Raw genomic sequence first — 25,160 nt, forward strand, 5'->3', positions numbered from 1 at the left:
CATGCAAAAAATAAGCTTGCTTGACCGTTGGTTCCCCCATCCCTTTGTGTCATTTCTGGTATTTTTGAGCTGGCTGATGCTATCGCATAGCGTGGACTTAACCGATATTTTATTTGCACTGTTATTGGCAATTATCATCCCACGTCTGGTACGTCCCTTTATTGCCAGAACACCCCACATTCACTGGCTGCCTGCGATCAGATTGGTGTTTGTGGTGCTGTGGGATATCATCGTTTCAAATTTTCGTGTTGCCAAGCTGGTGCTGGGTCCGTTGGATCATCTACACCCGAAATGGTATCGCGTGCCACTGGAAACGGAACATGAGCAGGTCAACACTTTGCTGGCGATGATCATTACCACCACCCCTGGAACCGTTTCAGCAGGGATTGATCAGGAACGGGGGGATATCCTCGTTCATGCACTCAGCACAGATGATACCGAACTGGATATTCAGGATATTAAAAAGCGCTATGAAATGCCTTTGATTGAAATCTTTGATGTAAAGCTAAATAAGGGAGCAAGCAAATGACGATTTTGCCATATGCACTGGGTATTGGTTTAATTGCCATTACCATCTCCATGTTCCTTTGCCTCATCCGACTGATTATTGGCCCGTCTGTGATTGACCGTCTGCTCGCATTGGATACCCTGTTCCTCAATGCCACCTGTTTGGTTGTAGTCCTGGGCATTTACTGGGTCAGTAGCAACATGTTTGAGGGAGCCTTACTGGTTGCAATGCTTGGCTTTGTATCCACAGCAGCGCTTGCCCGTTACTTCACCACTGGACATGTGATTGACTAGGAGACCGCTATGCCTTTGATTTTTGAATTGATTGTTTCATTCTTTGTGGTATTTGGCGCTTTCTTTATGCTGGTCGGATCAATCGGCATGATCCGTTTGCCCGATCTGTTTATGCGCCTGCATGCACCAACGAAATCCAGTACGCTGGGGCTGGGAAGCTTTCTGATTGCGGCCATGATTTTTTCCGCAACTCAGGGGCGCTTTGGTTTTGCCGAATTGCTGATTACCCTGTTTGCCTTTATCACCGCACCCGTTTCCGCCAACCTGATGGCACAGGCAGCGATTCACTTACGCCTGCGCTCAACCAGTGGCGATGTGCCAGAGGCTTTAAACCGCCCACTGCCTTGGCAACGTTACCGTCGCCTCCCGACAGAGGACAAAAAAGACCAACTTTAAGTTGGTCTTTTTTTACTGAATTGAAATCTGTGGCAACATTTTATTAGTAGATCAAACTTTGATTATTGATCAAATCCTGTAAATACAGTTGGTCATCAACAGTATCATTTCAACGTTTAGATTTTGAACCTCTTTTCTTATTTTTCAGTTTTTTTGAATCGATGGGTTGTGTTTTAGTCGGTTCAATTTCAAAAGCTCGCTCACGTAACCATTTTGTTGCAATATACTTTGTACCATCGATCACAGGCATTCCTGCATGTAACGTATTCTGGTCTGGCCTACCCAAAATATCAATATTGGTGAAAAGCAATGCTGCACCTTTTTTCGGTTTAAACTCCAAACCAAGATTTGGGAATTTTGTACTCCCCCCAGCCTCAACATCTGACAAATAAAGAATAAAAGTCGCCACACGCTGACCACCATAAGATAAACTCTTAACTCCCCCAGGACTATTTGAGCTAAAAAAATCTACGTGGGGCCTATATTCACCTGTTTGTTGATATCGCAAAATTTGTAGGTATTCCCCATGAGTAGCAGGCCAGTTCACCAATGTGGCAATACGCTGTTCAATCGTGGCAATCAATGGGTTTTGACCATGTAAATAACACATTGAATCACTTTTTCTATGAGATCCAATCTCATTGGAAGCAGTTTCATCATTTAATATAAGAGCCCGTTCGAATTCTCCACTCTGTTCAGAAAGATGGATCAACTCATCGCACTCCGCCTCACTGAGCATATCTTCAAAATAACACATACCTGGTCGTTCAAGGTACGTGACCAAACGAATTCTTTGCTCCTGAATATCAAAAAAATTCTTTTTTACATCAATTAAATAAGATAAATTAAAATCTGCCATTTTAAAATCACCCAATTCTTCATCGGTGATTTTCAAGCCATTCGCAAGCAAGATTTTTCCAAGTTCTTCTGGAGATTTATCTTCAGCTTCTAAATGGTCAAGCAACCAATTCTTCCACTTTATAGGTAAAGCCTCTACCCAATTAGGTAAACGTTCATCTGTATTTTGCACTGAATTTTCCTTATTCATACCTACTATATTCCAAACCGCAATCCGTTCATATTTTAACTATAGCTTAGACAATTGTCTCATAGACCACAACAGAATCATTTTACTAAGCTCCACGCCAAAACTTTAGATTTTTTTAAAAGTACTTTCTTAGTTTATAAATAATCGCTTTATAACAACTCACATATGTAATGCAATGTAATCCCCAATGAAAACAATACAAAATATGGAGGGGTACATATATTTTTGGAGAATACTATTTATTTTTCGATTTAAGTATATAGAAAACTGACTCAACATAAAAAGAGTAAATAAAATAGCTTTCAAACTAACAAACTCTACTTATTTATTCTAAGTAAAGTTTGTCATGATTTGAGACCAACTTTAAGTTGGCCTTTTTTTACTGAATTGAAACCTGTGGCAACATTTTATTAGTAGATCAAACTTTGATTATTGATCAAATCCTGTAAATACAGTTGCTCACTTTGATTGGTCATCACCAGTACATCCTTATATGCCTGATTCGACTGGCCACGAACACTCAGCGTATTGGTTTTTGCATCCGTATCATAAATAATCTCGATATAGCTGGAAAGATTGGAACTGGTTGCATGACTGTCCAATATTTGCGACAAATCAATCTGGTCTTCCGCCATATCAAAGTCAGTTACATAATCCACAGCAGTTTCACCTGAAGCATTGATCAACAATTCAAGAATATCATTGCCTTCGTTTAAGATGAATAATTCACTCACCGCCGCATCACTACTCAGCACGTTATCACCTGAATCACCCATTACAATACTGGTGACTTCATCCTCAGCATTGACAGGACGATCCACACCAAACACCTGATAAATCTGCTGTGAGGAAATACTGCCACCTGTTTCGAAATTGAAAGATTCGACCTCATGCGCACCACCAAGGAAGAAGTCTTTTACTGTAACCTTGTTGCTATTGCTGCCATTCACCTTAAGGATCAGGTCATCACCCGATTTAGTTAGATAGTTACCCACCTGGCTAAAGGCAATTCCATTGCCAAAAACCACCTGATCTGTACCCAGCTTTTCATCAATGACCATGGCACCTGAACTATAGTTATAGGTGGTGTTAAAGGCATCTAAATCCGTATTTTCAGGTGCTGTGTTTGCTGGCGCACTTTGCTGTGGCATGGTGATGCCAAATGCCCCAAAAATCTGCTCAGCGGTAATTTGCCCACCAGTCTCAAACTGGAATGTTTCAACCAGATACTGACCTGCCAGGAAGAAGTTTTTCACCGTGACCTTATTGGTGTTGCTACCATTCACTTTCAGGATCAGGTCATCACCTGATTTGGTCAAATAACTTCCCACCTGATTAAAGGTAATACCATTTTTAAAGATGACCTTGTCATTGCCTGAATGTTCAGTAATGGTTAAAGCACCTGTGGTGTAGTTATAGACAGTGTCACCTGCAACCTCACTGGAACCCTGATTTCCTCCACCTGTAGATGGCAATGTTAAACCAAACGCCCCAAAAACCTGCTCTGCCGTTAAATTACCACCCGTCTCGAATTCAAAGTTCTCAACCAGATAATTCCCTGCCAGGAAGAAGTTTTTCACCGTGACCTTATTGGTGTTGCTACCATTCACCTTAAGAATGAGATCATCACCTGATTTAGACAGATAGTTACCCACCTGGCTAAAGCTAATGCCATTTTTAAAGATGACCTTATCATTGCCCGACTGTTCAGTAATGGTCAATTCGCCAGAACTATAGTTATAGGTTGTATCTCCCACGGGATTTGGTGGCGTTGGGGTTGTTCCTGATGGAATTGTCAGGCCGAATGCACCAAAGATTTGTTCAGCCGTTAACTGTCCACCTGTTTCAAACTGCAAGGTTTCAACCAGATACTGACCTGCCTTAAAGAAATTCTTGATGGTGACTTTATTGGTATTGCTACCATTTACTTTCAGGATCAGGTCATCCCCTGATTTGGTCAGATAATTACCCACCTGACTAAAGGTAATGCCATTCTTAAATAGAACTGTATCATTACCCGATTGTTCCGTGATCGTCATTGCACCAGAGCTATATTGATAAATGGTATCACCTGCTGGATCTGATGAACCTCCAGAAGAAGCATTGACCTTGACTGCAATTTGAGCCGCTGTAATGGTATAGCCACCATTCGGCTGTACACTGCTAATTGCTTTCTCACCACCCAGGAAGTGGTCCTTGACTCGGACCGACTGATTTGGATTATTGTCAATCGTCACAATCAGGTCATTATTTTCTTTGGTAAATTTAATCCTATCCTCGGTAATACCCTGATCCATCAACCACAGAACATCAGTTCCACCACCTGTCTGGTCAATGGTCTCTGTGCCATCAGCCAAGTAATAGAAATATTTATCATTTCCTGCACCACCATCCAGGATATCGTGACCTGTACCGCCCCTCAGTGTATCGTCGCCCTGCCCGCCATAAAGGATGTCATTACCAGCCCCGCCATAAAGAATGTCGTTGTCCTGATCACCATACAGAATGTCGTCACCCTCATTACCTTCTAAATAATCAGCGCCTATCCCTCCATAAAGCGTATCATTTCCAGCCTGCCCCCACAGAGTGTCATCTCCAGCCTGACCATAGATGATGTCATTGCCTGCATCTGAATAAACCTTATCGTCACCTGCACCCATTTCAAAGGTTTCATGGGTATCACGATAGCCCCAAACCTCATCATTATTGGCTGTACCATGATAGGTGACATGGTTTTCAATATAGCTATTGTTCCAAGTAGTTGAGTCAGCAAACTGAATTTCATTAATCTTATGATGTCCACCCACAAAATAGTTTTGGATGGTGATTTGATCTGGTTGATTGCTATGCTGGATGACTAGGTCATTGCCATAACGATGGAGGTTTATGTCTGTTGTTGCAATACCCTGACCAAAACGCAATACATCAAATGAAACAGCGACATTGCTATAGTTCTGGCCTGCTGGACGCTCAATAATGGTGTCCTGACCATCCCCCAGATTAAACAGGTAAACTTCATCCCCAAATGAACCATAAATGGTATCGTTACCCTGACCACCCTCAACATAGACTGCACGCTGCGCCTCTGTCAGCTCCGTATCCTGAATAGCATGATAACCATCGTCATCTTGTATAAATTCATTTTGATTAGAACCATTTACAAATTGTCTTCGGTTTACATCAACAATCAGGATATCATCACCCGAACCGCCAGCAAGTAGTCCAAGCTCATCACCATACAAACCTGTTAAGGTAAGATGATCCTGTCCATCGCCACCATACAATTTGCCTTGTCCAGTTAAGGTATCATTGCCAGCCTGCCCCTCTAGGACACCTTGGCCATTGAGAATGTCATTGCCCTCACCACCAAGCAAATGCCCAGCGCCTTCAATTTCATCATCACCTGCACCACCATCAAGATAACCTGTGGCATAGATTTTATCGTTACCTGCTCCGCCATACACAAAGTATTGGGTTTCTGGTGTTTCTGAATAGACTGAACGGCCATAAACAATGTCATCACCATCACCTGCATGAATCACATCATGATCGGTTGTTCCCTCAATAATATCGTCTAGTTCAGTTCCCTTAACCGCCTGAATATTGAGTGCAGCCTCATCCCATTCTGTTTGGTCATCAAAGCGAACTTTGTTGATTGGCTTATTGGATAGATAGTCACTAAATTGTGACTCAACAATCAATTGGTCTCCCGTAATACGGTGGATAATGATCATATCCTGACCCACTTTTCTGACAATCAGGTCATCTGGATTGATATTAATGAACTCAATCGTATCAATATCGGTTTGATTCTTGGATTCGTACTGGATGGTGTCCTGCCCCCAACCCAAATCCAAGCGATAAGTATCGTTTCCTTGTCCACCAATCAGTACATCATTCCCTGATCCACCAACTAAAATATCATCTCCAGTACCACCATTCAGTTGGTCGGAACCATCGCCTCCATCCAGAAGATCGTTGCCTGCTCCACCGTTGAGAACATCATCGCCAGTCCCGCCATAGAGCTGATCTGAACCATCACCTGCATCCAACAGATCGTTACCAGAACCACCGATAAGGACATCATTGCCATTGCCAGCATAGAGTTGGTCATTATCAGCACCACCCTCTAAATGATCATTGCCGTTGTCACCATAGAGCTGATCCTGTCCATCACCACCATAAAGCTGGTCTGAACCGATATTTCCATGAATGACATCATCACCAGCCTCACCTGAAATCGTGCTACCCGTTGTATAGGCTCTTAAAACATCAGCTTCTGCTGTTCCCAATAGAACCAAGGCTTTCACAGCCTCAATATTCAGTGTAGTACTGTCTGAGAACTGGATTTGGTCAATTCGGTAATGCCCCAGCGCATCGGACTGAAAATAGTTCTGTACCGTGATGCTGTTTTCAGCATTCAGGGTACGAATCACCAAATCGTCATTATTACGTCGGAATATGAAGTCACTTTGGATTAAACCCTCTGTAAACTGGATAATATCCTGACGGTTTTGGCCTGAGTCGTAGTTGTTAATAATGTCATGACCAAAATTAGGGGCAAAGATATAGGTATCGTTTCCTGTACCACCCTCTAGATAGTCATTGCCTGTACCACCGTTTAATGTATCATTACCTGCGTAAGCATAGATTACATCATTACTTTCCAAGCCCTGAATATGATCTGATACATAGGCATGTCCATGTAATTGATCAATCTGATTCGTTCCCATAAGTTCGACAATAATCTTACTGGCTATTTCATATTTATTCCAAATTGTTCCATTGTCAAACTCGAGGGAAAAATTACTATTAAAGAAATTTTTTATAATTAGCTTATTATCAAGTCCATAATTAATCTGTATGTCATTCTTATTATCAGGTGCAAAATCTATTAAAATATCTTCTTGCAAGATATTATTTAACTTAATCAGATTTGAACCATTTCCATCAATAATCGTATCTTGCCCTGAATCCACATTCAAAACATAAATATCATCCCCACTACCACCTTGGAGTAAATCACTTCCTTGTCCGCCCTCCAAAATATCATCACCTGCCCCTCCCTCTAGGATATCGTCACCAATTCCACCTCTTAGCTCATCATTCCCATCGCCACCATACAACCTATCCAGGCCATCACCACCATATAATTGATCCGCACCTATATTGCCATGAATCACATCATCGCCAGCTTCACCAAAAATCGCACTACCCGTCGTATAAGCTCTTAAAATATCAGCTTTTTCTGTTCCAATTAAGACCAGTACTTTCACTGCTTCAATATCTAATATGACCCCATCCGAAAATTGAATTTGATCAACACGATATTGTCCCAAAGCATCTGACTGAAAGTATGACTGCACTCGAATGCTATTTACATTATCTAATGTACTAATGATGAGGTCATCATTATTGCGTCGGTAGGTAAAGTCACTTTGTACAAAACTATCTGTAAATTGAATAATATCTTGGCGGTCTTGAGTAGCATCATGATTATTAATAATGTCATGACCAAAGTTAGCGGCAAAAATATAGGTATCATTTCCTATACCACCATACAGATAATCTCCATCTGCCCCTCCAATTAATATATCGTTACCCGCTCCGCCATAAAGCTGGTCAATATCAGCACCACCTTCTAAGCGGTCATTACCAGAATCTCCATAAAGTATGTCTTCACCAGTTCCACCATATAGACCATCATCTCCCTCTCCGCCATAAAGCTCATCGTGTCCTCCTAATCCTAATAGTTGGTCATTGCCTTTATTTCCATACACCAAGTCTTTTCTCTGACCGCCATTTAAAATATCATCTCCATCCAGTAAAAATATTGGACTATTCGCCTTACTTTCAGTAATCGAAATCTCATCAGCTTCAGTCGTTCCGAAAATATTTTCATTAGTATTCAGATATTTTTTAACGAGATCATAATCTTCCTGACTTAAATTACTTTCTAAAGCTTGGTCTAATGTTTGTTTAAATGTATTAAATATTTTTGAATTATATGGATCTATTCCCTCTAAAATAGGATACATATCTTTCACAAATTTGAGTGTGTTTTCAGATATTGATTCCATCGTAACGGTGTTAATAATATATTGATTTAATTGGGTAAAATCAGCAGTCCATTGCCCATTTCCTTGGTCAATAAATTCAATTTTATGGAATAAATGTGCGCTATGACTTTGCTGCATCAGCATTGTATAAACATATTTGAAATTTTGTTGATAGACTTGTTCTATACCTACAAACTCAGCTTGACTGACTGTAGCAGCAGCTTGATTACCTAATAGTTTTTCTAATGCTCGTACATGTTGAGCATTAATATTAACTCCCAGACTATCTGATTGTATTTGTGTTACACCAGTCCATTGAAGAATAATTTGTTCGACCAAGTCTAGGCGGGCTTGATTATCTTCAAATTGTGCAACAAACTCCTTGACCAATTCTTTTAATTTACCTGTTGTATCCAATTGCATCGCATGGTGTAAAGAATAAACATTACCAAAACCTGCTAATTCTGGTAACAGTTGTATATCTTCATCAATTGGGATTTCTGCGCCATTATGAATCACCACAGGAACACTATCTTGTCGATCTGTATCAAACCAAAGTGTATTGGTTATGCCTGTAGTCTCATCTAAATATGTGAATGTACTATTTTCACGATGCTCAACATTATTCTCATCAACGGTAGAATGTGATTCATAATTGAGATTAATTGATTTTATATTTAACTCTTGTAATGATTTTAATTCGTTGCTTTCCGATACCCCATTGCTATTAATATCTTGCCAAACACGGAGTTGATGATAAATTTCATCGGCTTCTGAAATTTCACCATCGTGATTATCATCCAATTCTTGTAACGCGATATAACCATTGCCTGCAAGACTGCCATCAGCCAGAAATGTTTCTGTTCCAAATAACTCAGCACCACCGTCTATTTTACCATTACCATTTCGATCCAGTACCAAGAGTCCATCTTGTGGCGCAATCCATGATGTTTTTTCAGCAAAATTACTATTATCTAAATCAAAGTAAACCCCAGGATTTTTGCTAAGAGTTGAAATTTTGCCATCATTATCCAGATCCAGACTTAAGGGATCTCTTGGTGGAGGTGGTGGATTTGGGACTCTAGGTGTAGGAGGTTGCGGTGCTGGTGGTGCTGGCTGGTTTGGTATAACTAAACCCAAGTCACCATTTTTCCAAAACCACACATGATATTGATGTTCAAAGTGATTTGCACTTTGAATAATTAAATGATATTCACGACTATCATTTTGAAGCGGGTTATATAAATCTTTGAATGTTTCATCTGAACCGTCATAATCTAATACAAGGCGAGTTTTTTCATATCTGGTAATATAATATTGCTGATTGGTACTTAGCCATGTGTTATAACCAAAACCAACTTTTTCACCAACCTGAAGTTTATAGCTATCTGCTAAAAATTGCTGCCCCATCAACGTGAACATTGTATCCATACGGATTTCACCCACTCCGTCTAGATCATAAATATGGTCAACCCAACTCCAACCTTGGCTTATTTTATTTTCTCCAACTGTATAGTTATAAGTATCGTAGCCTATGTCCCCCATCAGGACATCGCCACCTTTGCCTCCAGACAAAGTATCATTACCTGTTCCACCCGCTAGTACATCATGATCATCACCACCATACAATTTATCGTCCCCCTCACCACCGAACAGCACATCATTTCCACGATTTCCATATAATTCATCATTATCTTGACCACCAAACAAGGTATCTTCACCATCTTCACCGAAAAGCTGATCGTCACCTGCATACCCATGAGCAGTATTTTTTGTACCTATGTCATCGCCATCAGGAAAACCAAAGAATGTTTTATTTGGATCGGTCGAACCTGTATAAATGATATCATTACCATGACTACCGTAGAGCGTGTCATTACCTCCACCACCATACAATATATTCTCTTCTAAATCTAATTCATTATTCATACCATCTACGGCATATAATACGTCATCCCCAGCTGCACCATATAATGTATCTGCACCTAAACCACCAAATAATATATTAGAATATTTATCTAAGTCATCAAACTCTATTTCACCAGCGATAAGTATATCATTACCTTTCCCACCAATTAAAATATCACCCCCATCACCACCTACTAATCTATTACTACTATTATCCAATAAATCTAATTTATTATTTTCTGTTTTTTTGTTTGCATAAATAATGTCAGAACCATCCCCACCATAGAGTTCATCAGCACCTATTCCACCATACAAAATATCATTATTGCTGCCTCCATAAAGTTTATCTATACCAATACCACCGAATAACTTATCATCCCCCCAACCGCCATAGAGTTCATCATTACCTTTACCACCAATGAGCTTATCAGAGCCTATACCGCCATTGAGCTTATCATTACCACCTAGACCAAAAATCGTATCATTTCCCAACCCAATAATTATTCCGCCATTTAGCTCTTCTGAACTACCAGTACCAATGATGACATCATTAAATAATCGTATAATGCTTGATTCAACTGTAATATTTTCATTTGTTTTTTCAATTTCCAACAACTCGTTATAATCATGAAAATACTCCAATAAATCCTCATCAGATAAATGTTCAAGATCAGCCAGTCGTCCATTATTAATCCATTCACTTTTTTGTAGTGTGGAGAGTAAAACCCTAATCCCAATCCATTGATCACTATGCGGGACGAGGATAGCTGTTAGCAAAGGACTGCCTAATAAAATACCTGCGGCAGCTGCTATATTTAATCCACCTGAAGCACCATAAGAAAATGTTTTTATTGCACCTATCGCCGCGTCAACACTTGCATCTGATTGTGGATCTCTGAATTTATCAATAGTAAGTGCCATAGCAGTACTGGTCATTTCAACAAATTGATCGACTTTGTCAGCATCGACAATTCTTTTCCCTATTTTTATACCAGCATTTTCATCGACATCGCCTGTTTCATTTATTTTTGTATCCCAGAAATAGAATGCACCGCCCCATTGGCTCACACCGAGCCCTGCAACATCTATCGCAGCTTGAATATCATGGCTCACCTGATTTTCTAATGATGGAATAATGCCATTATTATTCACAATATCTTCATAAACGTTTTTAGCGATGGTATTACTGATCAACGCAATATTTGCATCTGTTGGTGACAATGCTGGTGGACCTGCCAAACGTAAACTTTCTTTATTGATCTGCTGGATAAAATAAGCGGATTGAGATGGTTCTATACTGGTATCATTTAAGTACCTATTAATTTGTGCTGCTTGTTCAAACCAATAAGCTTGTGCATTCGGCATTTGAGTATGAAAATTATCATAAATATATCGATACATCCCTGCGTAGTCGGGTTTATTAGTATTTAATTTATATTGAATTTGCATTTGTGCCAATTGTGTTGCTGTTAATTGAATTGTCATTTTTTAATCCTCATTAATTGCATTAATATTTTTAATTGGTGAAACATTCCATGCATCTAAAAGACGCCATATTGCTGCATCTATATCTTTTACGTGATCTATGTTTTTTTGGTTTGTAAACCAATTAATCTTAATACCTCCATAAATCAACTCATAACTTCTCCCCAAAATTAAAGAATCTTCATTTGGTGAAATATTGAAATAAAAACCTGAAATCATTTTATTTTTAGATTTTCCAAAACAATTTTCCCATCCACTAAAATTTTTATCACTATAACAATCTAAATTATATTTTTTAAAACTTGGATTACTATCTAATTTATTAATATAATTAGATTCAAAAAATTGCTTTGTATTTATATTTTGCTTTAAATCATTTATTCCAAAATTAGCTACAAAAACTTTGACTTGATCTATATGATCAAGAGTATTTGTTCGTAAACTAAAAGGACTTCTATCCGTCGCCTGTACAGTAGATCTGTTAAGCATTAAATCAAACTCAAGCTGCCCATCAATGTATGGCATAGATAAACTTTTTGCTTCTGCTATACTAATCGTATCAAATTTCTCTGGTACATAATCTATCGAAAACTGTCCAACATAATATTCAAGATGTGGTTTATAAAAATCTCTTTCACATTTTTTACAATGTTCATTAATGATATGTTTTCTTCTTTCTCCAAGTTTAGCCTTAATAATTAAATGATCATTTTGTTTCCATGTCACAACTTCACCCTCCTGTGGTATATACGGAGGTTCTCTTTTCTGCATACATGCTCCTTGCAATAAGAGTGTTATTGTCAATAAAAATAGTTTTGATTTTTGCATATTTCATTCCACAAATTTAACCACCGATTAATTTAGAGTTAATGGGTCGTTAAAATTTTTGTATTTCCGTTAATTGAATCATCATTTTTTTAATCCTTAGACTTAATAGTTAAATTTTGTGCTTCTGTTGCACCCTTTAAATTTTCAACTCCATCAACTACAGGAATCTTTACGTTTACACATAGAGTTTTTCCATTTAGCTTATCCTCGTTTACTTTAGCTAAAAGCTCTTTTTTACCCCAAACTGTTATAAAATCACCATAACCATCTACCTTTATAGCAAGATCAACTGTTTTTCCAGCCCCTCGCATTGATGATCTATTTGATAAATAAACATATTCACCACATATCTCTTTTCTTACATAAATATAGTCCTTAGTTTCCTCTTTTAACCAATAAAAAAATAAAATAAATGAAATAAGAATAATAAAAAGAGCTAAATATGCGTGTTTTTACTTGTTAACAAAAGAAATATACCCCCAAAAAAAAGGGTCTTATATAAATATGAAAGTAGGGTTAAAAAATCCATAATTTCTCTTCTTACAAATTAACTTCTATTACTCTAACTGATCCAATACTGTCTCGTACAATGGTGAAACAAGGCAATCCTTAATTTTTAAATCTATAATTAAAACCATTGTTAATAAAAATGAAAAAATATAAAATACCAAATTCAAGACCTCACGAGTTTGGGTATTTTTATAAGATTTGACAAAATCTTTAATATAGAAATCTTGATAACCAGATATTTCAAATATTAAACTTTTAGAACCATAAGGCTTCCTCATTTGATAAAACTTTACATTATGTACTCCTCCTTTAAATTTCTTATCCCCAATATAATTACATCTTGATGCCACCCCATAAATATTACATGACAATAAGTTTTCTCGTCCTGTTCTTATATTTTTTACTAAAGGTCTATCACCAGTCCATATTCTATTTCTCGGCAACTCTTCACTCACAAATAAAAATCTATCTTCCTGAAGATGTTGACTCATATAGTCAATATCTATTTTAATAATATTTAAACTTCCATTTATATCTTTATGAAAAAATATAGATAAAATAAGAAAAGCCCAGACAGCCATAAAAATCTTTATTAAAATAGTTGCCTTATCAAAAAAAACTTAGAAAAATAAAATGGCAGATAACAAAACACCCACAAGACTAAAATATTAATAAAAGGAATAATTAAATAAAAAAAGGTAAATGGAATCACACCTTTTTCTGGTTCTAATGATGCTTGGCTAAAAGCCAATAAAAATATAGAAATTAAATTAATTCCCATAAATATTTGAAAATATCTTGCCATACTCATCTTATATTCCTCCTTAATTTCAAATTTATATTTACTTTAATAATTTTTTAGGTCTCACTTTCTCCACCTCATTAAACAAACTAAACGTCTGACTCACATAATTCACCACACCACTTATTTGATCCATATATTGCATAAGTTCAGGTGTTTTCTCAGCTTGAAGTAGTTTTACTGTTCGTGATGGATCATAACCATCAAACTGACAGTAAAATAAAGGTTCACCACGTTTTAGAATTAAATCTTTTGAAGTGTCATGCCATTCAAATGCCCACATGAGTGGTCGAGGCCAAATGTGAATCGGAAAACGTCCACCAAAGATCGTGCCTGGTAGCGGATTCTTGCGGTAATGCCCAAAAGCATCCAGTTGAGTGAGATACACCACTTCATCTGCAATAAAGCAATACGGAAGTTTCAGTTGTAAGATTGGGACTTGGGGGGTACGCCATTCATTCTCATTGACAATTGTGAGCAGCTCCCTCAATTTATTGGCACGTACAGGCGACTGATCACCCAATACATTAACTAAAGTCGGCTTGCCCTGTGCATCCCTTGCAAAACGCAGGTGAAAGTCAAATGGACAATTCACCGCGAAATAGCGACTTTCCAACTGTAATACCGCAGGACAACGGCTTGCTGACTTGGCATGTTTGGTTTGTGATTGCGAACGCATCCGATAAGGTGGTTCATATAGAATGGATGCTTTATCCTCTATTAAAAACCAGCCAACCTGAATTGGTCCTTCCCCGATATTTTTTTGATCATCTTCAATGGTAAAATGAATGTGCATTTTTAAGTTTGTTTTAAGCTTTTCATAATAAGCATATTACTATTGTTTTGCCTTTTTTTCATACAGAATTGTCTATATAATTTTTTGATTTATCTAGCAAAATGACTTTAAAATGAGAAACATTTATCCTTACAGTTGATTTCTTAGGTTGCCGAAAAACTATAAATTATAGAGTGAAGTCAACTTTCCATATTATCCACTATTTTTATAAATATTTTAGAGCATAAAAAAGCCACCCTAAGGTGGCTTTCTTTACAACTTATTCTTTATCTTGTTCACGTTCAGGCAAGTCTTTCACGGCTTCAGCAATCAAACCAAACATATAGTTGCCATAGGCATTGGTTTTATCATAATGAAAACGCAATCTTGGCGTAATACGCGTCTTGATGCGACGGCTCAATTCATGACGCAAAAAACCAGAAGCTTTATTGAGTACATCTAAAGTTTCCTTGTTGGCTGCCTCACTTTGATCATCACCCAGTTCACGCCCCATCACTGTGACATAAACTTCAGCATATCCCATGTCAGCACTGACTTTCACCGCAGAGATGGTCACCAGACCACCCAAACGTGGATCTTTAAGCTCCTGACGGATCAGTTCAGACAACTCGCGTTGTACCGAATCCGCCATGCGCTTTAAGCGTTGGCTACCCGCCATTAAAGACTCCGTTTAATCAATTGAACATCATACACTTCGATCTTGTCTTGCACTTTGATGTCTTTATAGCCTTTCACTGCAAGACCACATTCCATACCTGCACGAACTTCTTCCACCACATCTTTATAGCGACGAAGAGATTCAAGCTCACCCTGGAATACCACTACATCATCGCGTAATACGCGAATTGGCTTGTTACGATGTAATGTACCCTCAAGTACCATACAGCCTGCTGCTGCACCAAACTTGCTTGAATGGAACACTTCACGTACTTCTGCAACACCCAGAATTGTTTCACGGTGTTCAGGTGCAAGCTTACCGCTCATTGCAGCTTTGACATCATCAATTAAATGATAGATCACGCTGTAATAACGGATATCAATGCCATCCTGATCAGATTTTTGACGCGCTGTGTTATCCGCACGCACGTTGAAACCTAATAACACTGCTTCAGAAGATTCAGCTAGCGTTACATCTGACTCAGTGATCGCACCAACGCCAGAACCGATGACACGTACTTTCACTTCATCAGTAGAAAGTTCATCAAGTGCAACATGAAGCGCTTCCAAAGTACCACGCACGTCAGTTTTGAGTACAACATTCACATAAGGAACATCTTTTTTACCCATAGACGCCATGATGTTTTCAAGACGCATTGCACTTGCACGCTCTAAACGCTTATGACGTTCACGGTCTGAACGAGCATCGGCGACTTCACGCGCTTTCTTCTCGTCATTCACGACAAGTACTTCATCGCCCGCCATTGGTGCATCAGGTAAACCTAAGATTTCAACTGGAATCGAAGGGCCTGCTGACGTAATACGCTTACCGTTTTCATCAACCATCGCACGTACACGACCGTAAGATGAACCAGCAAGAACTAGATCACCAATGTTCAAGGTACCATTTTGTACCAGAATCGATGTTACCGCACCACGGCCTTTATCCACACGCGCTTCAATCACCACACCTTGCGCCGCACCTTCTGCTGAAGCTTTAAGCTCCATCAGTTCAGACTGAATCAAGATCAAGTCAAGCAGTTCATCAATTCCTGCACCAGAGTGCGCTGAAACTTTGGCAATCGGAACATCACCGCCCCACTCCTCAGGCACAATACCTTTGGTGGTCAATTCATTTAGTACGCGATCTGGATCCGCTGATTCCTTGTCCATCTTGTTGATGGCAACAATAATCGGTGTACCTGCTGCACGGGCATGGTCAATCGCTTCGGCTGTTTGTGGCATCACACCATCATCAGCCGCAACCACGAGAACCACGATATCAGTTGCTTTCGCACCACGTGCACGCATTGACGTAAACGCCGCGTGTCCTGGTGTGTCGAGGAAAGTAATAATGCCTTTCTCAGTTTCAACGTGGTATGCACCAATATGCTGGGTAATACCACCCGCTTCACCCGCAGCCACCTTAGAGCGACGGATACGGTCCAGTAATGATGTTTTACCATGGTCAACGTGACCCATGATCGTTACCACTGGTGGACGAGTGGTTTGCTCACCACGCGCTTCTTCAGCCGCAACCAACAAGTTATCTTCTGCCTGCGTATCAGAAACAAGAACAGGATTATGCCCTAGTTCCTCAACCACAAGGACTGCTGTATCCTGGTCAATGGCCTGGTTCTGGGTCACAAGCTCACCCATTTTCATCAGGGTCTTGATGACTTCACGAACCTTAACCGCCATTTTTTGTGCAAGATCGGCAACGATGATCTTCTCACCAATCTCTACATCATAAATCTGTTTCTTAACAGGTTTTTCAAAACCATGTTTGTTTGACTGGCTGGTTTTCAAGCCACGCTTATGATGGCTCTTGCTAAAGCTCTGCTCCGCCTGGGCATCGCCACCACGACCACCTTTCTTACTTGCACGTGGATTTGCAGTTGCACCGCCACGCTTGATTTCACGGTCTTCCTTATTGAAAGAATCTTCATACGCCTGACCAACAAGTCCAGCGGCTAAAGGTGAATCATCAATCACACGAATGGTTGTGGTTGCATCATCATTTGAATATTTCGAAGCCATCTGGCGCATTTGCTCCAGCGTACGCTTCTGTGCTTCTTCCGCAGCTTTACGACGTACAGCTTCTTCAGTCGCCTTTAACTTGGCTGCTTCTGCTTCACGGGCTTTTTTCTGTTCAGGTGTTTCTGTTGGCTTAACAACAGGCGCTTTAATCACCTTGTCACTACCACGTTTTTTCACCACAACTGCGGTTTTTGCAGGAGCTTGTGAAGCACTTTCAGAAGTATGCGCTGCACGCATGGCTTCCAAAGTCGCATTGGTTTTTTGTTCACCATGAATACGAGCTTTGCTATCCGCTTCTTCACGCCCTTTCTGCTCAGCACGGGCTTTCGCCTCAGCTTCGGCACGAGCTTTGGCTTCCGCAGCGATCTGCTCTGGATTTGGCTTGGCAAAAACCTGCTTTTTACGCACCTCAACATTGATACTTTTTGCTTTACCCGAAGTGCTGGTGACTTTGGCTGTATGGGTAGTTGTACGTTTCAACGCAATTTTTCCTGTGTTACCACCGCCCTGACCATGTACTTTTTTCAGGTGATTCACCAAAGTATCCTGCTGTTCAGTGGTAATAATGTCATCTGCTTTACGCTGTGGTAGACCTGCATCGCGAACCTGTTCCAGGAGTTTCTCTACAGGACGTTCTACGCTGAGCGCTAACTCTTGAATCGACTTGTCCGTCATCTATTATCTCCTAGTTAAACCATGATTCACGTGCTTTCATGATTAATTGACCTGCCTTGTCATGGCCCAAGCCTTCGATATCTGAAATATCATCAGTCGCTTGGTCCGCCAAGTCATCAATCGTAACCACACCACGCGCCGCCAATGTATAGGCAATCTCGGTGGTCATACCATCCATACCGAGAAGTTCCGCACTTGGCTCCTGAATATTTTCCTGCTGTTTTAACGCATCGGTTAAAGCAGCCTCTTTTGCTCGGCTTTGCAGCAATTCGACCAAATCAGCCTCAAGCTCGATTTCATCAAATGTCTCAGCTGGCACATAGGCAATTTCTTCCAGAGAAGTGAAGCCCATTTCGACCAAAGCCATGGCCAAATCTTCTTCAATATCGAGACGGGACACAAACATATCCAGATATTGCTGTGCTTCATTTTGCTGACGAGCACGATACTCTTCTTCCAGCATCATGTCGAGTTTATAACCCGTTAATTCCGATGCCAAACGAACATTTTGCCCCTGCGAACCAATGGCACGTGCCAACTGGTCATTGGTGGCGAAAATGATATCCGCACTGTGTGCATCTTCATCAAGCACAATGCCTGATACATCAGCTGGTTCCAATGCGCTTGCGATATATTGCGCTGGGTCATCAGACCACACCACAACATCAATACGCTCACCATTCAACTCCTGCTGTACCGCCTGGATACGTGTACCACGCATCCCAATACAAGCACCCACAGGGTCAATACGATGGTCATTGGTTTTCACTGCAATTTTAGCACGAACACCTGGCTGACGCGCTGCCGCCTTAATTTCAATGATTTCTTCAGAAATTTCTGGAATTTCTTTCTTCATCAAGGCAATCAGCATTTCAGGACGTGCACGTGACAATAATAATTGCGCACCACGACCTTCACGGTTGACGTTATACAAAATGGCATTGATACGTTGCTTAGGACGTAAAATCTCTTTATGAATGGTTTCTTCACGTGCCAAATACGCTTCAGCATTGTCACCAAGGTCAATGATAAAGCCATCTTTGGTTTGCTTTTTCACTTCACCATAAATCAGCTCGCCCACTTTCGACTCATAAGCATCTGCAACCAGTGCACGCTCTGCCTCACGAATCTTTTGCACAATCACCTGCTTGGCAATTTGCGCTGCAATGCGACCAAATTCAATCGACTCAACTTCCAGCTCACGCACATCGCCAATTGACCACTTCGATGGGTCTACATCTGAGATGGCATCCTGGCATGCAGGCATTTCATGATCTTCATCCGCAACGACAGTCCATTGACGGAACGTGCGGTAATCGCCTGTTTTACGATCAATCTCAACGCGAAGCTGAGCTTCTTCCGAATGTGTACCTTCGTAAAACTTTTTCTTCGTTGCCGCAACCAGCGCTTGCTCTAGGGCTTGGAAGATTGCTTCACGACTAACACCTTTTTCATTACTAACCGTTTCTGCAACGGTAAGAATTTCACGGCCCATAAGTCACCTACCGATTTCTTATACAATTAAGTTAATATTAGTCTTGATAGATTAAGTTTGCTTTATCAATATTATTACTATCGATTTCAAGCACATGCTTAGCATCCACTTCAACCTGAATCATTTCATTTTCCAGATCAACGGAAAGCAGTTTTGCCTGAAATTTACGACGGTTCTCGACGGCAGCAATGAGTCGTAAAGCGACCTGTTGCCCAATATACCCAGACATTTGTGACAACTGAAAGAATGGACGGTCCCAACCTGGTGAGGATACTTCCAGGGCATACTCACCTGAAATTGGATCATGGACATCAAGCATGGCACCAACCTGTTGCGTCACGCGAACACAGTCTTCAACACCAATGCCACGCCCTTGTTCAACCTCACCCTCTTCATTCAGGACAGGTTCAGCACTCTCATCAATCGGTTTATCAATAAAAATGCGTAATAAAGAACGTTTACCTTGTGGCAGGAACTCAATCCCCCATAAATCTACACCACAGGCAGCCACAGCTGGTGCGATAAGATCATATAATGCTTGAGATTTATTTGATAATTTCATTTACTCTCGTTGCTCTCATGCGAGCCAATCAATCCCGTATAGTGAAGCATGATGTTCTTGATCACGCCATACGACTCATATCGACACTACACGACAGCCAAACAACCAATAAAAAAGGGCGTAAATCGCCCCTATTTTACACAGAAAAGCATTGCCCACTGTGCAAAAAGGCCCACCTTACTGTGAGCCTCCTTTAAGAAACTTGGTAGCGGGAGCTGGATTTGAACCAACGACCTTCGGGTTATGAGCCCGACGAGCTACCAGACTGCTCCATCCCGCATCAACGTGCAAAAAGTATATACAAATATAAAAAAAAGTCAATTTAAGTTTTCTTTACATTTGCCTGATTAAGTTGCACCTTAATCAAATGGTAGCGGGAGCTGGATTTGAACCAACGACCTTCGGGTTATGAGCCCGACGAGCTACCAGACTGCTCCATCCCGCATCAACAATCACTGCAACACCAAACTTACTGGTTATTAAGCTTGGTGCGGAAGGGGGGACTTGAACCCCCACGCCCGAAAGCACTACCACCTCAAGGTAGCGTGTCTACCAATTCCACCACCACCGCAGCTTTCTGGGACGCATTCTATTCCTTTAAATCCCAAAAGGAAAGTATTAATTCGACTTATTCTGTCGTTTTCGGTGCATTTGATGAAGTTTCAGGCGATGTTGCAGGAACAGACGTTGAACTTTGCACAGTTTTTAAACTATAGGCATCTGTGGTCTGTTTTTTCGCAAAAACCGCCAGGGTTAAACTGGTGACGAAAAACAATGCAGTAAAGATCGCAGTTAAACGGGTCAGGAAATTTCCCGCCCCAGATGCACCAAACACAGTTGCCGCACCACCGCCACCGAATGACGCGCCCGCTTCCGCACCCTTACCTTGTTGTACTAGAACCAATGCAATAATTAGAATTGCTAAAATGATATGTACAACGAGTATAAAACTATACATTTCTATTCCCCGTTACTTATTTTGTGCAAATGCTTTTGCAATTTGGTAAAAAGATTGTGCGTTGAGTGACGCACCACCGACCAAAGCGCCATTAATATCTGGGCAGGCCGCCAATTCATCTGCATTTTCAGGCTTAACACTGCCACCATATAAGATTGCCATTTGCCCACCCACAGGTGTAATTTGCTTTAGCCCCTCACGGATTTTTGCATGCATAGCTTGGGCATCTGCTGGTGAAGCGGTCTTACCCGTGCCAATCGCCCAGATCGGCTCATAAGCAATCACAATGTTTTGCCACTGTTCAGGCTTCACCACTGAGGCGATATCACAGATTTGTTGCAATACCACTTGCTCAGCCAGTCCCTGCTCACGTTGCTCAAGGCTTTCACCCACACAGTAAATGGCGGTAAGTCCAGCATTCAGCGCATTATACAATTTTGACTGAAGTGTTTCGACACCATCACCGAATAATTCACGACGCTCGGAATGGCCAACCAGAACAAAATCAATTTGGCTATCCTTGAGTAATTCTGCACTCACTTCACCTGTATACGCACCCGTTCCCGCTATACGCGATACATCCTGAGCCACCGTATAAATTGTCCGAGCCGCATCCTTGAACTGTGCCTGAGCATGGGTAAGGGCAATCGCAATCGGTGCCATCCCAATATGGCATTGCTCAGGCAAAATATTGTCCTGTTGTAATAGCCGTTTAAATTCTTCTATTAATTGAAGAGCGTCAGCATGCATTGGATTCATTTTCCAATTGCCAACAACCCAAGGGGTAATGGTCGGACTCGACATACTTTGGTCTACTGCTAATTTCTAAAAAATGCTGCATATTTTACACGGATTTTTATAAAATTCAGTTTTTTTATCTGGTTTAACCTGATAACCACTTTACAGTTGGTTTGTAAAAATTAATGTTATAATGGTATAGCATTCTATTTATTTGAAAATAGGTCATTTCCTGACTGATTCTATTATTTCCATTTTTAGGTAATTGTCTTGGTTTTAGAAAATTAATTTGTAAAAAACTCGATTAGTTCAAAGTTTTAGATACGAATCAAGTCAAAAACGACACTTTCTCTAGTAGTATTTTTACGCAACAAAAGTATAATTTTGTAAGATAGCTATTATAAACATTTATTGTCACAAGGCGGACAGATGTCAGGATTACATACGTCTCCAAAATTTTCGGGGTTCATTCGGCGTTTAGTCGAAGAGGGGCATTTGCCTGCATCAAACATGCAGAATTCCATTGATGCGGCAAAAAAGGCCCAACAGGATATTGTGGCTCACCTGATTGAGCATCAGCGCCTCTCACCACTCACAGTTGCAGAAAGTATTTCCCATGAATTCGGTGAACCTCTGTTCGACTTGGCTGTATATGATACAGCCTTATTACCTAAGGAACTAACTGACAATAAGCTGATACAAAAACATCGGGTTGTACCTTTGGTGCAACGCGGCCAAATCCTATATGTTGCGACCAGCAACCCGACCAATATTGATTCATTAGATGCCATTCGTTTTAATACCAAGCTCAATATTGAACCGATTATTGTTGAACACAACAAACTTGAGAAACTGATTGAACAACAGTTTGGTGATAGTGGTAGTTTTGACTTCGGTGATAGTGAAGATTTTGACCTGGATGTGGATGTTGCTGAAGATTCGAATAAAAACGATGATGAGGCTCCTCAGGGAGATGAATCACCAATTGTAAAATATATCAACAAACTGCTGATTGATGCGATTCGGATGGGTGCATCCGACCTACATTTTGAACCGTATGAAAAAACATATCGAGTACGATACCGCGTGGATGGTGTATTACGACAGATTGCCACCCCCCCTTTACAAATGGCAAATCGTCTCGCATCCCGTTTAAAAGTCATGTCACAGATGGACATTTCTGAAAAACGTATGCCACAGGATGGTCGTATTAAGCTAAAGCTATCCAAAACCAAGGCCATTGACTTCCGTGTCAACTCTTTACCGACCCTGTTTGGTGAAAAACTGGTACTACGTATTCTCGATCCATCCAGTGCGATGTTGGGAATTGAAGCACTTGGCTACGAAGATGAACAAAAAGCCCTATTCCTCGAGGCATTGGATAAACCTCAAGGCATGTTGCTTATTACAGGTCCAACAGGCTCAGGTAAAACGGTCTCCCTATATACTGGTCTCAATATACTCAATACTGAAGACACCAATATTTCCACAGCAGAAGATCCTGTCGAGATTAACCTGGAAGGGATTAACCAGGTCAATGTTAATCCTAAAACGGGGCTAACTTTCTCTGCCGCACTAAAGGCATTCTTACGTCAAGATCCAGATGTGATCATGGTTGGGGAGATCCGTGACCTTGAAACTGCTGAAATTGCCATTAAAGCTGCTCAGACAGGTCATATGGTGATGTCAACCCTCCATACCAATAGCGCACCTGAAACCCTAACCCGTTTACGTAATATGGGTGTACCATCCTTTAATATCGCAACTTCAGTCAATCTGGTTATTGCACAACGCTTGGCACGTCGTTTATGTGCTCAATGTAAGGAAGTTGTGGAAATTCCAAAACAGAGTCTGTTAGAACTCGGTTTTACTGAACAAGATCTCGCGGACCCAGAATTTAAGATATTTCAACCTGTAGGCTGTAGTGAATGCAGGGAAGGCTACAAGGGCCGTGTCGGTATTTATGAAGTCATGAAAGTGACGCCAGAAATATCTAAAATCATCATGGAAGATGGTAATGCCCTACAAATTGCAGCAGCCTCAGAAAAGGCAGGATTCAACAATTTACGTCGCTCAGGTTTGAAAAAAGTGATACAGGGGATTACATCCCTCCAGGAAGTCAACCGAGTCACCAGTGAATAAAATCAATAAAAAGGATTACAATCATGGCAGCTAAAAAAGCGCAAATGATGCCTACTTTTGCTTATGACGGAGTAGACCGTAAAGGGGCAAAAATTAAAGGAGAATTACCAGCTCGTAACATGGCTTTAGCTAAAGTCACCTTACGGAAACAAGGAATAACCATTAAAAACATTCGAGAAAAACGTAAAAATATTCTCGAGGGGCTAACAAAGAAAAAAGTTAACACACTGGATATTACGATATTCACACGTCAATTAGCAACCATGATGAAAGCAGGTGTACCATTGGTTCAAGGCTTTGAAATTGTTGCTGATGGATTAGAAAATCCTGCTATGCGTGAAGTAGTATTAGGGATCAAAGGTGAGGTTGAGGGGGGAAATACTTTTGCTGGTGCACTCAAAAAGTATCCACAATATTTTGATAATCTTTTCTGCTCTTTGGTTGAGTCAGGTGAACAATCAGGTGCACTTGAAACGATGCTGGATCGTGTGGCAATTTATAAGGAGAAAAATGAGCTTCTTAAACAAAAAATTAAAAAAGCCATGAAATATCCGATCACTGTTATTATTGCAGCACTTATAGTCACAATTATTTTAATGGTTAAGGTAGTGCCAGTTTTTCAGGATCTATTTAGTTCTTTCGGCGCAGATTTGCCAGCGTTTACTAAAATGGTGGTAAATATGTCGAAGTGGATGCAAGCATATTGGTTTATTCTTATCATAGCCATCGGTGTCATTCTTACAGCTTTCCTTGAGGCAAAGAAACGAAGTAAAAAATTTAGAGATACTTTAGATAAAATGGCACTAAAAGCACCTATTTTTGGGGATCTAGTCTACAAGGCGATTATCGCCCGTTATAGCCGCACCTTAGCGACCACATTTGCAGCAGGTGTTCCACTTATTGATGCATTGGAATCAACTGCTGGTGCTACCAACAATGTTATCTATGAAGAAGCGGTAATGAAAATCCGTGAAGATGTTGCCACTGGTCAACAACTACAATTTGCGATGCGAGCATCCAACCGTTTCCCATCCATGGCCGTGCAGATGGTTGCAATTGGTGAAGAATCGGGTGCACTTGATGCAATGTTAGACAAAGTAGCAACTCATTACGAAAATGAAGTAGACAATGCTGTGGATGGCTTAACCTCTATGATGGAACCACTGATAATGGCAGTTCTAGGCGTTTTAGTGGGAGGGTTAGTTATCGCCATGTATCTACCAATCTTCCAAATGGGCTCTATTGTTGGTAGTTAATCTG

18 protein-coding genes and 3 tRNA genes are annotated in these 25,160 nt (G+C 40.5%); 5 read left to right on the forward strand and 16 right to left on the reverse strand.

Features of this window, described 5'->3' with window-relative positions:
* Position 1 precedes the first annotated feature (1 nt).
* The 3 genes from QLH32_RS09105 to QLH32_RS09115 are packed head-to-tail and all read left to right on the forward strand — an operon-like array spanning position 2 to position 1,197.
* The gene (locus QLH32_RS09105; RefSeq protein WP_283265999.1) at positions 2–529 is read left to right on the forward strand and encodes a Na+/H+ antiporter subunit E; all 528 of its coding nucleotides are present in this window, start codon (positions 2–4) and stop codon (positions 527–529) included.
* Positions 526–801 carry a monovalent cation/H+ antiporter subunit F gene (locus QLH32_RS09110; protein ID WP_267981253.1) on the forward strand — a complete coding sequence of 92 codons (276 nt, stop codon included), beginning with the start codon at positions 526–528 and terminating at the stop codon, positions 799–801. The genes QLH32_RS09105 and QLH32_RS09110 overlap by 4 nt, the downstream gene beginning before the upstream one ends.
* 9 nt (positions 802–810) lie before the next feature.
* Positions 811–1,197 carry a Na+/H+ antiporter subunit G gene (locus QLH32_RS09115; protein ID WP_267981254.1) on the forward strand — a complete coding sequence of 129 codons (387 nt, stop codon included), beginning with the start codon at positions 811–813 and terminating at the stop codon, positions 1,195–1,197.
* A gap of 109 nt (positions 1,198–1,306) precedes the next feature.
* Here QLH32_RS09115 and QLH32_RS09120 read toward each other — a convergent pair whose 3' ends face one another.
* The 16 genes from QLH32_RS09120 to tpiA all read right to left on the reverse strand — a co-directional run bounded on the left by QLH32_RS09120 (position 1,307) and on the right by tpiA (position 21,824).
* Positions 1,307–2,245: a 2OG-Fe(II) oxygenase gene (locus tag QLH32_RS09120; RefSeq protein ID WP_267981255.1), complete on the reverse strand. Its 939-nt coding sequence runs from the start codon at positions 2,243–2,245 to the stop codon at positions 1,307–1,309.
* 410 nt (positions 2,246–2,655) lie between these two features.
* Complete coding sequence (locus QLH32_RS09125; RefSeq protein WP_283266000.1) at positions 2,656–11,697, reverse strand: calcium-binding protein; 9,042 nt, start codon at positions 11,695–11,697, stop codon at positions 2,656–2,658.
* A 3-nt stretch (positions 11,698–11,700) separates the two neighbouring features.
* On the reverse strand, positions 11,701–12,525 hold the full coding sequence (locus QLH32_RS09130) for a hypothetical protein (RefSeq protein WP_283266001.1): 825 nt from the start codon (positions 12,523–12,525) through the stop codon (positions 11,701–11,703).
* 89 nt (positions 12,526–12,614) lie between these two features.
* Positions 12,615–12,836 carry a hypothetical protein gene (locus QLH32_RS09135; protein ID WP_283266002.1) on the reverse strand — a complete coding sequence of 74 codons (222 nt, stop codon included), beginning with the start codon at positions 12,834–12,836 and terminating at the stop codon, positions 12,615–12,617.
* A gap of 246 nt (positions 12,837–13,082) precedes the next feature.
* On the reverse strand, positions 13,083–13,616 hold the full coding sequence (locus QLH32_RS09140; protein WP_283266003.1) for a hypothetical protein: 534 nt from the start codon (positions 13,614–13,616) through the stop codon (positions 13,083–13,085).
* A gap of 11 nt (positions 13,617–13,627) precedes the next feature.
* On the reverse strand, positions 13,628–13,846 hold the full coding sequence (locus tag QLH32_RS09145; RefSeq protein WP_283266004.1) for a hypothetical protein: 219 nt from the start codon (positions 13,844–13,846) through the stop codon (positions 13,628–13,630).
* A 31-nt stretch (positions 13,847–13,877) separates the two neighbouring features.
* Positions 13,878–14,633, reverse strand: a complete 756-nt coding sequence (locus QLH32_RS09150) for a hypothetical protein (protein ID WP_283266005.1) — start codon at positions 14,631–14,633, stop codon at positions 13,878–13,880.
* 259 nt (positions 14,634–14,892) lie between these two features.
* On the reverse strand, positions 14,893–15,291 hold the full coding sequence (locus QLH32_RS09155) for a ribosome-binding factor A (RefSeq protein ID WP_267981460.1): 399 nt from the start codon (positions 15,289–15,291) through the stop codon (positions 14,893–14,895).
* Positions 15,291–18,005, reverse strand: a complete 2,715-nt coding sequence (gene infB / locus QLH32_RS09160) for a translation initiation factor IF-2 (RefSeq protein WP_279961140.1) — start codon at positions 18,003–18,005, stop codon at positions 15,291–15,293. Before infB ends, QLH32_RS09155 begins: the two co-directional genes overlap by 1 nt.
* Before the next feature lie 10 nt (positions 18,006–18,015).
* Positions 18,016–19,500, reverse strand: a complete 1,485-nt coding sequence (gene nusA, locus QLH32_RS09165; RefSeq protein ID WP_283266006.1) for a transcription termination factor NusA — start codon at positions 19,498–19,500, stop codon at positions 18,016–18,018.
* A gap of 37 nt (positions 19,501–19,537) precedes the next feature.
* Positions 19,538–20,062, reverse strand: coding sequence for a ribosome maturation factor RimP (gene rimP, locus QLH32_RS09170; RefSeq protein WP_283266007.1), 525 nt, complete (start codon positions 20,060–20,062; stop codon positions 19,538–19,540).
* A 203-nt stretch (positions 20,063–20,265) separates the two neighbouring features.
* Positions 20,266–20,342: transfer RNA gene (locus tag QLH32_RS09175), tRNA-Met, on the reverse strand.
* A gap of 88 nt (positions 20,343–20,430) precedes the next feature.
* Positions 20,431–20,507 (reverse strand) — tRNA-Met (locus QLH32_RS09180).
* 41 nt (positions 20,508–20,548) lie between these two features.
* Positions 20,549–20,633, reverse strand: a tRNA-Leu gene (locus QLH32_RS09185).
* A gap of 57 nt (positions 20,634–20,690) precedes the next feature.
* On the reverse strand, positions 20,691–21,020 hold the full coding sequence (gene secG, locus QLH32_RS09190) for a preprotein translocase subunit SecG (protein WP_283266008.1): 330 nt from the start codon (positions 21,018–21,020) through the stop codon (positions 20,691–20,693).
* Positions 21,021–21,032: 12 nt separating this feature from the next.
* Complete coding sequence (gene tpiA / locus QLH32_RS09195) at positions 21,033–21,824, reverse strand: triose-phosphate isomerase (RefSeq protein ID WP_283266009.1); 792 nt, start codon at positions 21,822–21,824, stop codon at positions 21,033–21,035.
* A gap of 363 nt (positions 21,825–22,187) precedes the next feature.
* On the opposite strand from tpiA, the gene pilB reads away from it, so the two are divergent.
* Both pilB and QLH32_RS09205 read left to right on the forward strand, forming a co-directional pair.
* Positions 22,188–23,900: a type IV-A pilus assembly ATPase PilB gene (gene pilB, locus QLH32_RS09200; RefSeq protein ID WP_283266010.1), complete on the forward strand. Its 1,713-nt coding sequence runs from the start codon at positions 22,188–22,190 to the stop codon at positions 23,898–23,900.
* Between the two features lie 23 nt (positions 23,901–23,923).
* Positions 23,924–25,156: a type II secretion system F family protein gene (locus QLH32_RS09205; RefSeq protein ID WP_283266011.1), complete on the forward strand. Its 1,233-nt coding sequence runs from the start codon at positions 23,924–23,926 to the stop codon at positions 25,154–25,156.
* The last annotated feature ends 4 nt before the right edge of the window (positions 25,157–25,160 follow it).

The sequence above is a fragment of the Acinetobacter corruptisaponis genome, assembly GCF_030053775.1.
In the GTDB taxonomy this organism is placed as follows: Bacteria; Pseudomonadota; Gammaproteobacteria; order Pseudomonadales; family Moraxellaceae; genus Acinetobacter; species Acinetobacter corruptisaponis.